We start from the raw sequence: 12985 nt of genomic DNA on the forward strand, positions 1-12985 counted from the left end.
ATCTTGGTGGAGCAATAGGGCTTTTTTGTGCGTGGAAGCTAGTCTTTGAGGCTGGAGGCAAAATAAGCATATTGCACAAACTTTTTCACGGATGGCCGGATTTTGTTTTCTGTCGACAGCGGCGCATTATCGTCCTTCGACGGTTTGGAGTTTACCTCGATCAGCCACACCTGGCCTCTAGAATCGATAGCCAAATCAATGCCCAGCTCTGCAAAGTGTCCCGTCATTCGGCTTTCGATGCCTTTGGCTATTTGCAGCGCGGCGCGCCTCAGCCTCGACAATCCGCCGGCCGCTGCGCTGGCTCCGGTCCTTGCGAGAGCGGCTTTAACGGTCGTTATCATTCCTCCGCGGGCGACATTGGATACGAATTGCTCATTTCCGGCGATTCTAGCGACGATAGAGGTAATGCTCCACTGCCCGGTTTCACCGCGCTGGACGACTGCCCGGAAGTCCACTGGCCTGCCTCCTACAGTCAGAAGCCTAAGTCCCCTCTGAATTTGATAGCGGCTTTTTCGCACCTTGCTTGAGAGCGCGCTAAACAGCTTCTCTATGCTCATGTACGTCTGCGTCCGGATGCCGTTCATATGATTAAAATGGCAGGTGTACGTTTGATTCGCATTTCGGTGTATACGGATAATGCCATTGCCCAAGCTGCCGTTGGTCGGTTTCAGAAAGACGACATCGTACTTTTTGCACATCGATTTCAAAACCCGAACATTGCGGAGCAAATGGGATTCCGGAAGATAGACATGCAGCTCAGGCTCTTTTCTTAGAGCTCGGAAAACTTCTATTTTGTTTAAGTATTTTTCGTTGAAAAATACTACATGATGGCGGCTCTTAGCGTATTTTATAAACTGCTGGAAGCTTGCCTTGCCCTCTAGCTTGCGGGAAGTGATACGGTTATAGATGACCTTGGGAATGGGAAAGCGCCGGGGTACCCACTTGGTCGTATAAATCCAGCCTTTGATGCTATCGGACTTTTTCTGAACATCCTCTTGTGTGAAAAAAAAGATTACAGAATTTTCAAGCTTGCATGCATCGCTCAGCTCCCGGCAAAATGACGTATTGACGCCGAATGGCTTATTAGGGGTATGCCGATTGATACGACTAACCAATACGCCGATGAGCGGACCGATCTGAATCGTTTCCGAACTCGCATGGTACTGAATGCGCAGCTCGTCGCCATGAGCGAGTCCCCATTTGGAAGCAAGCACTGAGCTGACGAGCAATATGCTTTCCTGTGACGAGGGCTCGACTACTACTTGATGGCTGCCAGATCCGAAGCTTAGATTCAAATGCCGATCATAGGGAATCGCCCATTTTTTACCGATTGCTTCGCTAAGCAAGAGGATCGATTCATTTGAAACGTTGCTGGAGCTCTGTATCTGCAGCGTTACCTTTGTTAGATTCATGCGAACTCCTTCCCAGCACTGACTTGTCGTAAAACGGTTTGGACCTATAAATGCAATATCCTGCAAACCGCTGCCCAGTCTGATAAAAGCCGCCTCTGCATGCCGCCCCTTATCCTAAACAGAATGTTTTCTAATCATGCGAACAGAAGAGGCGATTCTGGCAAACAAACGCGGGTCTGAGTGATATCTGAACAATTGAAATTGAGGTCTCGTGTTCGCCTCAAGCAGCCAAATTTGGTGATTGGTATCGATAGCGATATCTAAGCCGAGCTCTGTAATTTTTGGAAAATGCCGCTTCATCGCGTGAGCGATCAGGCCGGACAATTTTTTGATCCGCTCATCCCATTCTGCTCCGTCCTCTTTCGTCACTCGAAGGGCTTGGTACAGCCGTATCGCCCGACCCCCGCTGCTGTGATTGGTTACAAAGCGGTTAGGAGCCGCAATCTTCCCCATAATGCCAAAAAACTTCCACTTTCCGTTTGGTTTAAGATGCAGAAGGGCACGAAAATCAATCGGATTGCCGTCGATTTTAATTAAATCGATCCCCTGCTGCACGAGATACCGCTCAGATCCGATGATTTGCTTCAGCTTTAGAGCGGCTTTATTGACATCACGATAAACAAACCGTTGAGAAGCCGTCCGAATGACATATTTGTCTCCGTCGCGCGTAATCTTCATAATGCCTTGTCCCTGCATGCCTACATCGGGTTTAACGAAGAGGACAGCATGACGCTCAATCAATTGAATAAAGGCCTGTGTGGTGAACAGCTCTGTTTCGGGCAAATACTTACGGAGTTCCGGCTCGCTCCAGAGCGATTCATGCTTCAACCATTTCCTTCCGGGATATTTAATCAATCTAGCTTTCACTTTGGAATCTCCTCCGCTTGTTAACAGCAATTCACGTCATGAAATAAGCTGCGATCGACGTTATTCATGTTATTCCAGCCTCTTACAAAGAGTACCTAACCATGTCATTATTCATGATTTGGGCGAATATCCAAGGCGGGACAAATGCCTTTCTGCATAAGATATCAAACGGTTCCACGCTTGCGAGAGCCTTGCAGACGAAAAAGATCGGAGAAGCGATTATGGATAATATTTTAGGCATTATGACACACCGAATTACGCGCCCGGAAAGCTTTACTAGGCATGCTCGGTCCGCGCTGGCCGAGAAATTCGAAGGCGTCATTATTTACACGCCGAAGGATGTGAACCTGGAGAAGCGGGAGATCCGCGGCTGCGTGTATAAAAGCGGAAGCTGGGCTTGGAAAAAGGTCCCTTATCCCAAAATCAATATGGATATCGGTTTTTATCCTCCGGCGCTGGAGGGAAGAGCCAGCCGTGTGAAGAAGAGCAAGCAGCTTCGTTTTACCGGTTACGGCTTAGGCAACAAATGCAAAATTCAAAGTCATTTGATAGGCTCCTCGGTTCTCCAGCCGTACTTATTGCCAACAGAGAAGGTAAACAGTGCTCAGCAGTTCATTCAATTTCTGAGAAAGCATAAAAGCATCATGCTGAAGCCGATCAATGGGTGGGGCGGGCGTGGGATTATACGGGTTACGCTCGAGAATGAACATTTTGTGGTCCAAAGGGACGGGAAGGCTAAGCTGAGCCTGCCAAGCTCTAGATTAGACTCCTACATTCGGGGCGTGTTGAAGAGCGGCAGACATTTGATGCAAAAGTGGATTGACATACGAAACAAAAACGGGAAAGTGTTCGACATTCGCGCGCTTATGCAAAAGAAAGATGACGGCGATTGGGTCATGACGGGAATGGCCGTCCGCGAAGGCATGAAGGATAAAATTACCTCAAACATTAAGAGCGGCGGCGACGCCTTTAAAGTAGAGGATTATCTGGAGAAAGAGCAAGGCAGTGAAAATGGAGCAGCGCTCACGAAATCGATCGTTGAGGTAGCTGAATATATACCGGAGTTTGTGGAAAAATCATACAAATCCCGTTTGTCCGAGCTTGGCATTGATCTCGCTGTAGACAGGAGCGGAAATCTCTGGCTCATCGAGATCAACATTAAGCCGGGGAAGATGATTATTAAGCGATTATACGGGAAAAAGGCCTGGGAGCAATGCCTTCATATTCCATTTCATTATGCGCGGAATTTGCTTGCGAAGAAGTAAAACCAAGCACCCTTCACCTGCATTTATGCAGGTTGAAGGGTGTTTTACATATGGAAAAAGATTGAAGCGGAACCATGCTTGGATATAAATACCAGCGAAATAGACTAGTAAAACTTGCTATTATAGGAATAATCACATATAAGGAGTTGGTAGATCTATGAAGAAAAAGATTATTGGCTTGACCTTGGCTTTGTCTTTAAGCACGACGGGAATGGCTTTCGCTGCTGCTGATTTTTCTACATCCGAAGCGGTGGCGAAGTATAATAAATATATAAATGCGGACAGCTACGTAAAAGACGAATTGTATAATGTAGCGGATTTCCGCAGCAATTACGCTAGTCTCAAAGGAACGCTGGCCTATCAGGTCGTAGAGCGTGCGATATGGTATATGGAGAACGGATACTTTATTTACGGACATGGCTCCAAAGCCTACGGGAAGTATGGCTACGAGGATTGTTCAGGCTTTACCAGCCTTGTTTATGGTGACTTTGGCTACAACATTACTGAAACTTCAAAAAGCTATGATACCGTAGGAACTAAGGTTGCAGGCGTGGGCAAGAAGCAGGTAAATGGGAAATGGCAGCTTACAGGCATTCAAAACCTGCGGATCGGAGATATCCTGACTTGGCAGGAGACTGATCACATCTCACATGTTGCCATTTATATGGGGACGAACCGAGAAGGCCAGCCTGTCGTCATCGGAACAAGAGGAGACGGCAATCCTACTGCACTCGGAACGGTAGATAGCTGGTCCTATTGGTGGGGCGAGAAATTCCATTCCGCGAGACGGGTATTGCCGGATTCAGCTTTAAGCGGAATGGCAGGGAAAACGGAAAAGGCGCCAGTCATCCCGCAATCCTATGTGCTTCCGCCGCAGAAGAAGCTAGCTGATTGGAGAAATGGCAGCTCAGGGCAGCCGACACCACAACCGACACCGCAACCAACGCCGCAGCCGACGCCAAAACCGCCGGTTACGCCAAAGCCGGATGATCAGCAATCACAGAAAAAGTATGTGGTTACGAAAAAAGGCTGGGTCTCTCTCAAAGCGTCGGCCAAACAGAGCTCGAGCACGGTTGGAAGGCTGGAGCTTGGAGAGCAAGCGGAACTCGTTAAGGAAGTTAATAGTTATTGGTATCAAGTGAAAGTAAATGGCAAGACCGCATACATAACGACAAACAGTACTTACACCAAAGTAGTTACTAAATAGTCGACCGATTTAATCCTATAGGTATGGGCGTCATGTTAGAGGCAGGCTGTGCAGTTACAACAGTCTGGCTTGTAACGGGCGTTCATGCCTTTTTTCTATTTTTACAATTGAATCTGGAATATAGGCGAATATCCAATGCGGGACTAGTGCCCGGATCATATGATATGGTGTGGCTCCGCGCTAATCGAGAGTTCATTAATGATTTAGAGAACGGAGATGAATCATGAGTACCGACATTACGATCGCCGCGGTCGGAGACTTCCTAATTAAGACTAGGATTATTAACTCCGTTAAAGTTTCCGGTGAGAAGGGCTACGATTTTGATAAGCTATTTGAAGCAGTTGCCCCTCATCTGCGCAGCGCAGATTTTACGATTGGCAATCTTGAAACGAATTTTGGCGGAAAAACGAGCGATAACGTATATTCCGTAGTGAAAAGGCATCCGAAAACGAATTGGCCAATGTTCAATTGTCCCGATCAATTCGCAGGCACGCTAAAAAATCTTGGCTTTGACGTGCTTTCCACTGCAAACAACCATTGTATGGATTGCGGCATTAACGGTCTCAAACGAACATTAAAGGTGCTGGATTCTCATGACCTTGCTCATACAGGAACGTTCCGATCACAGAGCGATTCGCAGCAATATTTAATTAAAGATGTGAAAGGAATTAAGATCGGCGTCTTGGCCTATACGAAAACAACGAACCAAATTCCGGTACCCTCAGACCATTCTTGGGCAGTTAATCTGATTTCACCAAGTAAGATTATTGCGGATATCAAGAAGCTGAAGGCGCGAGCGGTCGATCTTGTTATTGTATGTATGCATTTCGGAAGGGAATATGGCATGTTCCCGAATGACCAGCAAAAAACCCTCGTTCCGTTATTATTCAAAAATGGGGCAGATATTATTCTTGGGGCGCATTCACATGTTATTCAGCCCGCTTTATTTTATAAGACAAAAGATCATACCGGCGAGAACAAGCAAAGATTTGCAATCTATTCCTTAGGCAATTTTATTTCTACACGTTTATATAGGAATGATCACACACTAACGGGCCTCATTACAAGGCTCAAAATAAGGAAACATGATGATGGCACTACGGAAATCATGAATGCGGAGTTCATTCCTACTTGGGTGAGGATCACCAAAGCAGGAGGCAGGAGCGTATTTCGAGTGCTGAATTTGAAAGACGAATTGAAAAAACAGGCAAACGGAAATAACAGCGAGCTTGTAAGGATGAAGAAGATGTATGAGCATGTGAAGCAGCATATTAAACGCAGCTCCGATGCGCCCGAACTAAAAGTGTTGTGATCCAAAATGAAAGGCAAAAAGAAAAAGATCACCCTTCGTCCCGCCATGCGGGGTTAGTAGGGTGATCATTTAACGATAGACTTTGGTTAAGTCGAAGTGTGTGTTTTTTTGATAGCGCTTACGAACGCTAACGTTCAGCTACTTGATTACACGTCTAGCTACAATAAATCTATCCTTGTAATAGCTGCCCTTATAGATGTTGGATACGATAACATCGTTTTTGGCGCCTGCGTTATGAATCATTTTGCCATTGCCAATATAGATCCCTACGTGGCCGACATCGCTTTTGTTCTTCGAACCGCTGTTCCAAGTGAATATCAGATCGCCTTTTTCAAATTTTCCCCAGGCTACTTTTTGTCCAACTTTTGCTTGCGCGTCATCATCTTTGTTGACAAGCTTGACTCCGACGTTTGCAAGTCTATAAGCAAGGTATGTGAATCCCGAGCAGTCCGTTTTATAAGGTGCTTTTGTTTCTTGTCTCTTTGTCCAGTGTACATAATCTACCTTATTGGTTAAACCAATTGCAGTTTGTACGACCTTGTTTCTCTTAGCAACTACGGATGCGGATGCAGCATCGACATCATGTACTTGTAATAATGATGTTGCAGGCAAGCTGATGGCTAACATCAAGATTGCGATTTTTCTTTTGATTCCTTTTTTCATGTGATCTCTCCTCTGTGTTAGTCTCATCCGTATTATAAGATTACTAGAGAGGGGAAAAAACCTGAAAAAATTGGAACAAAAAGATTATTAGAAATCTAAAAGGCTGGTAAAAGCTAGCTGCAAAGCGGTTTTTATTCCTATTTTGCGGAGCTGAGCGAAACGTATGAATAATTTTTTTCTTGTTGTGCAGTAATCGGTATGTTACAATGTTCAGCCATTTCGGGGAAATAGCTGTTTTTTCGTGATTTAGAGCGGAAAATCAGAGATAACCTCATACATCGGCGAAGCGTTCATATGGGTTCGCATTAGCACAAAACGGTCTGCTTCCCATTCAAAAGAAGGTATGGAGGATAGAGTCTCATTGGATAGAAGCAAACCTCCCGCAAATCCTTTGGCAAGCGTTAGATGAGGCCGAAAGGTACGTTCCTCCGGTTCGAAGTTAGCGGTACGGGTAGCCTTGACCACCTCCGCTTGAAGTGCGGTTAACGGCTCCACGTCTCCGCCAACTGCTGCCCAAAGCACGCGCGGTGATTCCGGTTTGCCGAAGGTGCCTGCTCCGTTCAATGCTAGCGTAAGCGGATTTCCCTTTACTTCGCGAAGGGAATAGAGCAGCATTTCATGCTGGGCAGCCGTCGTATCGCCAAGAAATTGAAGCGTAATATGATAATCGCGCGGATGGGTCCATTTTCGAAAAGGAAGCTTCTCTTTATGGACAAGCGTCCAGTCAGCGAGCAATTTAGCGATTGGCTCCGGCACCGGTATGGCAATAAATAAGCGCTGCTTTTGGCCGTTCACGTTCCCTTGTCCCATTTTGAAAACTCCTTCATGTTTGTTTTTATGTAAACCATATATCCCGGAACCGCACCCAACCCAGCGATTCGAGTGAAATGCCGCGAACGGACGGGTGGAACGCGGTTTTTAAATGCTTGCAGTAAAGAAACAGCAGGCTGTGCCTCTCTTTAAGCTGGGCTTCGATGTTTAGAAAAATCGCCTCCCGCCGCGTCCGGTCTTGCTCGCTCAGCAGCAAGCGGATGCTGCGCTCCAGCATATCGTGAATCTCCGGCAGCGCATGCTGCTGCATGCTTTTGTACAAATCAATAAGCCTGAGTTCGCGGTGCTCGTCCAGCATGATGGCGAAGAGCAGCAGATCCGCGGACATACGCGCCGTACCTTTAAATTGTTCCGCAGGAATGAGATTTATATGAAGCGGAATGCCTGACTTCGCACATACCTGCCGAATGATTTCCGCATCTGCCGCATATTGCGGAATGGTCGCCAGCTCAAGCGTTTCTCCGTTATAGCCTGAGCGTGCAAGCTCCTGCTTAATCATATCCCAGTCACAGTCGGCATCTTCCGGCAAATGTTTTGTTTTATCGGGCCAAAAGCTGTTAACGCCTTCAATAACATCTCCCGAAAGCAGCTTCAATAGCTCGGTACGCTGGGTAGCGAGGTCAATTGCCGCACGAATGGCAGGGCTAGCCAATAAGCCGTCCTTCTGTTCATTTACGGTAATGAACTTGCAAGTCATCCCGGATTGCCTGACCTGCTGCCACCGTTCTGCTGCATGGCCGGATAGTCTCGCATTGTGCATCACCTGGAATGATTGCAGCTCGGCATGTTTCTCGCGTGCTTCCTCCTCGGCAATGGTCCACACCTCGACCCGATCAAGAAATGCCCTTCCTTGAAAATAAGGGGCAAAAGCCTCCAAAATCCAAACGCCCTGCTCATTGCCAACAAATCTAAAGGGACCGGTGCCGATTGGTTTCTCGCCGAATTGCTCACCTGCGGCTATACAAGCGTCCTGAGGGACGATCGATGCGCGATTGGTCGTGAGAAAAGCAAGAAAAGCTTCGTTGCGCTCGGATAATTGAATGCGAATCGTAGTGTCATCCGGCGTGTCCATCGAGACGATGCCGGAGTAGACCCAGCTGTAGAGCCCGAGCGGGGCAAGCCGTTTGAGCCGCTCCAGCGAATACTTGACATCGGAGGAATCCAGCTCGCGACCATGGTGGAACAGAACCCCTTTGCGCAAATAAAACGTCCACCTTGTACGTGTATCATCCACATCCCAAGCATGCGCAAGCTGCGGCAAAATATGCTCGCCCTTCGGATCGATGCGAACGAGGCCGTCGAAAATTTGGTTGACGAGATGGGACTCGCCCGTATAATGGATGGCCGCCGGATCGAGCGAATAGATCGTTTGCGGCAGAGGAAAGCGCAATATATCGGTACGCCGCTTGCCTTGTACCTCGGAATGAAAGCCGAATTGCCCGGACAGCCACTCTTGGAATTGATCGCGCAGCGCAGGTGACTCCTCGACTTGCTGCAGAAGCTGAAGCGCTGCATGCAGGTCTTGCTTTTGCATCATTTCCTGCGCTTCCTGCAGGGCGACTTGCTCCTTGCTGACAAGAAAGGAAAGCGCCGAACGGTTGCCGCGCCCTCGCTTAGGCTCCCAAGTGAGCCATTCCTCCTGCTGCATTCGCTTCAATAAAAGAACCATATTTCGATGTGTGCAATCCAGCAAATTTGCAAGCTCCTGTGTAGTCACTTCAAAGGAGATATTCTCTTGAATACTAGGATATGAGCGCCTTAGCGCTAAGTAATGCCGACGTATTTTCATGCAAAATACTCCTTGTTTAAAATATGAAATTTTCCAGTTATAACTTACACTTTTTGTTCTTGTTTTCTAGGTTACAATAAAAGGAGGAAATTAACAAATGGAGCATGGAGATGGAGTGAGTGACATGAGAGATCCGGCACCATGGCAAAAAAGGTATGAAAGAATGTTTGTTCTTTCCATTTTGTTTGGTCTCGGCAGTCAATATTTGTTCGTAGGAGCGCCTGCCGGCCTATCAGCCGTAGTGTTCGTTATTGGATTCTATGGGCTGTTCTTCTATTCCATTAAGGGAAGAATGGGCGGATTCGAGAAATGGCAGGGCCAGGCCAGATCAGGCTGGCTGCTGTTCATTCCGATTTTTTTGCTTACGATAACCTATGCCCTTTATGCCAATCATTTATTTCGGCAGCTGAATCTGTTTGCGTTATTTGCGCTTATCGTGTCACAGACCGTGCTCATGACGAGCAGCAGCACGAAACCTTGGTATCGAGGAATCTTTTATACGGAACTTTTGTTTTTGGCGCTTGTGAAGCCATTTGCATTCATCGGCGTACCGTTCAGCTTGATCAACGAGCGCTTAAGAGGGAAAGAGAACATATCGTTTACGAAGAGCAAGTTCGGCAAAATATCGTTTGGCCTGCTCCTCGCTGCACCAATTCTTATCGTGGTTGTCTCTTTGCTGGCATCGGCTGATGAAATATTTTTGTCGTGGCTGATTGAAATTCCAGACGTATTCGGCCGCTTCTCTATAGGAGACGGCATTTGGCGGATCATTGTTGCCGCATTTTTTGCTTTTTATGTTTTTTGTTACTTGTGGGGTTTGCTTTTCAATAAATTAAAGGATACAACGAGCGGAATGGCTGCAGATCCGCAGGCAGCTGCCCTTAAGCAGAACGGGCGGATTGAGTTTGATCCGATTACGGCAGGCACGCTTCTTATCAGCATCAACATCGTTTATGTGCTGTTTGTCGTCATTCAGTTTTCTTATTTATTCGGTGCTGCGAACGGTTTGCTGCCCGAGGGCTCGGCTTATGCCGAGTATGCGCGCAGAGGCTTCACGGAATTAATTATGGTCGCGTTGATCAACGTATTGCTGCTCATGTGCGGGCTTCATTTGATTCGGCGGACGAGTGCGGCGGCGGAGTGGATTCGCAAGCTGGCGCTTACGGTGCTAATCGGCTGTACGATCGTCATGCTTGTATCTGCTTATAGCCGCTTGTCGTTATATGAGGAAGCATACGGCTTCACGCAAACGAGATTGCTGGTGCATGGCTTTATGCTGTATTTGGGGGTGCTGCTTGTGATAGCCTTGCTTCGCATTTGGGGGGAGCGTTTCTCGATGGGCAAAGCTTATATTTGCGTATCGATCATCGCTTTTGTCGTTATGAACTATGCCAATTTGGATGCGCGTATCGCTTCAAATAATATTGATCGCTTCGAGCGTACCGGAAATATCGATGTCGCTTATCTAGGTACGTTATCAACGGATGCCGCGCCAGAGCTGCGAAAGCTGCAAAAGAAGCATCCAACGCTGATTGGGATCAATGAAGTCGTTGATAGGCTGGAGCTTCAGGCCCATCACCGCAGCAAATGGCAGTCCTGGAACTTATCGCAGCAGAGGGCGAAGGAATAAGAGCAGGGAGAGGATAGCCTTATGCCGCAAATATCACGATTGGAGCGCAGTATTCGTTTGATTCTTTCGCTAATCGGCTTCCCGCTTTCGCTTGTCCATTGTCTGGTTGCTGCGTATCAGATGAAGAAGCATAGTCCGGCAGGCTGGCTGGCTGACATCGGCACGCGGAAGCTGCACGTAACCGTTGAGGGACATGGTTCTCCAACGATTATTTTGGAAGCGGGAATGGGCGGGTGCTCCTTGGACTGGGCGCTTGTTATGCCTGAGCTTGCCAAAAGATCGAGCGTCATCGCATACGACCGGGCAGGCTTTGGCTGGAGCATGGGTGGTGGATGCTCCAACCTGCAACGCTTATGTCGATGATCTGAGATCCTTGCTTAGGACGCTTGGCGCCGCGCCGCCGTATTTGCTTATTGGCCATTCCTATGGAGGCATGATCATGAGGCTGTTTGCCTCACGTTTTCCGGATGAGGTATGCGGACTCGTGCTGGTTGATGCCACTCATGAGAGCAGGTTCGTGCCTAATCAGACATCAGTTCAGCGGCAAAAAGAGCTGCAAAGCAGCCGCAAACGGTATAAGTTAGGTTATCTGCTTGCCCCGCTTGGCATTCCAAGGCTAATGAAGCAGCATATCGGGAGCAAAAGGCTGCCGGAGCAGTGGCTGGCGCCGGTTCGTGCATTAGGCTATCGGGCAGGCGCCTATAGGGCGGCGTATGCCGAGCTGCTCAGCACGGCGGAAAGCAGCCTTGAGTTAAAGGCTGCCAAGCCGCTGCGGCAGGACTTGCCGGTTATCGTATTAAGCGCGGGCAAACAGAATGAGGAATGGCTGCGGGATCAGGGAAAGCTTGTTCATTTGACCCGATATACGAAGCAGGTTATAGTCGAGGATAGCTGGCATTCCATTCCAATCCATAAGCCGGAGGCAGTCATTAACGCCGCTATTCGTTTATTGGATGAATTAGAAAAGCCTTATTATCTTAATGAAGGGTAAGGAGATTTGCTGTTATGCGAATGACGAAAAAACGGTTGTTCACGATCATTCCTTTGGCCATTATAGCTATCATCGTATTTCTTTACTTTGAGAACAATGCCATCGGTATCACGAAGTACCAGCTCAGCTCGGCTAAGCTGCCTGAAGGCTTTGAGTCCTATCGCATCGTCCACCTGACGGATCTGCATAGCACATCGTTTGGCAAGGATCAGAGCACGATTACCCGCAAGGTAAAAAAGCTGAAGCCCGATCTTATTGTAATGACAGGCGACCTAGTTGACAGCAGACGGTACAATGAGGCAATCAGCCTGATGCTGATGCGCAAAATGACCGAGATTGCTCCCGTCTATTACGTAACGGGCAATCATGAATGGGGATCGAGATTTCCTTCCTTAGCGAAGGGGCTTAGGGAGCTGGGCGTTCATGTCATGCGCAATGAAAGCGAGCTCGTTAAGCTCGGCAAAGGCGAGATTCGGATTGCCGGCGTAGATGATCCGACCTTTAATCACGAGGCGGATGGCGACGTCGACAAGATGAACGCGCATCTTGGCGCCGCCTTTAAAGGCGTCGACCGATCAAAGGACGTTTATACGATTCTACTGTCGCATCGGCCGGAGTTATTCTCTGTCTATGCGCAAAACCAAATCGATGTAACGTTCTCCGGCCATGCGCATGGCGGACAGGTTCGGCTGCCATTCCTCGGAGGGCTGGTTGCTCCAGGGCAAGGCTTCTTGCCAAAATACGACGGAGGCAAATATACGGAGGGCGGCTCCACGATGATCGTTAGCCGCGGGCTCGGCAACAGCATTATTCCGCAGCGGCTGTTTAATCGGCCGGAGGTTGTGTTGGTTGAATTGAAGAGAGCAAATGAATAGAGCAGTTGAATATACGCTTGTGTCAAAACCCAGACCGAAGGAGGTCTGGGTTTTTTTGGCATAGAGACGGATCATACATGATGCCTATCAGTCCTCCGCCATGACTCTCCTAGTTATTAGGAGAATCATGGCGGAAGTGTTTT

At 48.0% G+C, this 12985-nt stretch carries 12 protein-coding genes; 7 read left to right on the top strand and 5 right to left on the bottom strand.

Annotated features, from left to right (window positions below; genetic code table 11):
- Positions 1-38 precede the first annotated feature (38 nt).
- Together ADU23_RS12555 and ADU23_RS12560 are read right to left on the bottom strand one after the other, a co-directional pair.
- On the bottom strand, positions 39-1412 hold the full coding sequence (locus tag ADU23_RS12555) for a YheC/YheD family endospore coat-associated protein (RefSeq protein WP_053374051.1): 1374 nt from the start codon (positions 1410-1412) through the stop codon (positions 39-41).
- Between the two features lie 114 nt (positions 1413-1526).
- The gene (locus ADU23_RS12560) at positions 1527-2279 is read right to left on the bottom strand and encodes a YheC/YheD family protein (RefSeq protein WP_053374052.1); all 753 of its coding nucleotides are present in this window, start codon (positions 2277-2279) and stop codon (positions 1527-1529) included.
- 101 nt (positions 2280-2380) lie between these two features.
- On the opposite strand from ADU23_RS12560, the gene ADU23_RS12565 reads away from it, so the two are divergent.
- The 3 genes from ADU23_RS12565 to ADU23_RS12575 all read left to right on the top strand — a co-directional run bounded on the left by ADU23_RS12565 (position 2381) and on the right by ADU23_RS12575 (position 6063).
- Complete coding sequence (locus tag ADU23_RS12565; protein WP_053374053.1) at positions 2381-3544, top strand: YheC/YheD family endospore coat-associated protein; 1164 nt, start codon at positions 2381-2383, stop codon at positions 3542-3544.
- 157 nt (positions 3545-3701) lie between these two features.
- Entirely contained in the window at positions 3702-4751 is a 1050-nt protein-coding gene (locus tag ADU23_RS12570) for an NlpC/P60 family protein (protein WP_063845992.1), read from the top strand.
- A gap of 223 nt (positions 4752-4974) precedes the next feature.
- A complete protein-coding gene (locus ADU23_RS12575; protein ID WP_053374054.1) occupies positions 4975-6063 on the top strand; it encodes a CapA family protein in 1089 nt (362 codons plus the stop codon).
- A gap of 138 nt (positions 6064-6201) precedes the next feature.
- Here the strand turns inward: ADU23_RS12575 and ADU23_RS12580 are convergent, their stop codons facing one another.
- From ADU23_RS12580 to ADU23_RS12590, 3 genes are all read right to left on the bottom strand, one after another.
- Positions 6202-6726: a C40 family peptidase gene (locus tag ADU23_RS12580; RefSeq protein ID WP_053374055.1), complete on the bottom strand. Its 525-nt coding sequence runs from the start codon at positions 6724-6726 to the stop codon at positions 6202-6204.
- A gap of 246 nt (positions 6727-6972) precedes the next feature.
- Complete coding sequence (thpR, locus tag ADU23_RS12585; RefSeq protein ID WP_053374056.1) at positions 6973-7536, bottom strand: RNA 2',3'-cyclic phosphodiesterase; 564 nt, start codon at positions 7534-7536, stop codon at positions 6973-6975.
- A gap of 25 nt (positions 7537-7561) precedes the next feature.
- A complete protein-coding gene (locus ADU23_RS12590; protein ID WP_053374057.1) occupies positions 7562-9346 on the bottom strand; it encodes an ABC transporter substrate-binding protein in 1785 nt (594 codons plus the stop codon).
- Between the two features lie 97 nt (positions 9347-9443).
- Here ADU23_RS12590 and ADU23_RS12595 point away from each other — a divergent pair, with 97 nt between their 5' ends.
- From ADU23_RS12595 to ADU23_RS12610, 4 genes are read left to right on the top strand one after another with little or no spacing between them, the layout of a single operon-like run.
- Positions 9444-10976 (top strand): DUF4153 domain-containing protein, encoded by a 1533-nt coding sequence (locus tag ADU23_RS12595; RefSeq protein WP_053374058.1) that lies wholly within the window; start codon positions 9444-9446, stop codon positions 10974-10976.
- 21 nt (positions 10977-10997) lie between these two features.
- The gene (locus tag ADU23_RS33555) at positions 10998-11339 is read left to right on the top strand and encodes a hypothetical protein (protein WP_053374059.1); all 342 of its coding nucleotides are present in this window, start codon (positions 10998-11000) and stop codon (positions 11337-11339) included.
- On the top strand, positions 11305-11967 hold the full coding sequence (locus ADU23_RS12605) for an alpha/beta hydrolase (protein WP_053374060.1): 663 nt from the start codon (positions 11305-11307) through the stop codon (positions 11965-11967). The genes ADU23_RS33555 and ADU23_RS12605 overlap by 35 nt, the downstream gene beginning before the upstream one ends.
- Before the next feature lie 14 nt (positions 11968-11981).
- Positions 11982-12842 (top strand): metallophosphoesterase, encoded by an 861-nt coding sequence (locus ADU23_RS12610; protein WP_053374061.1) that lies wholly within the window; start codon positions 11982-11984, stop codon positions 12840-12842.
- The last annotated feature ends 143 nt before the right edge of the window (positions 12843-12985 follow it).

The organism is Paenibacillus sp. FJAT-27812 (assembly GCF_001273905.1).
Lineage (GTDB): Bacteria > Bacillota > Bacilli > Paenibacillales > Paenibacillaceae > Pristimantibacillus.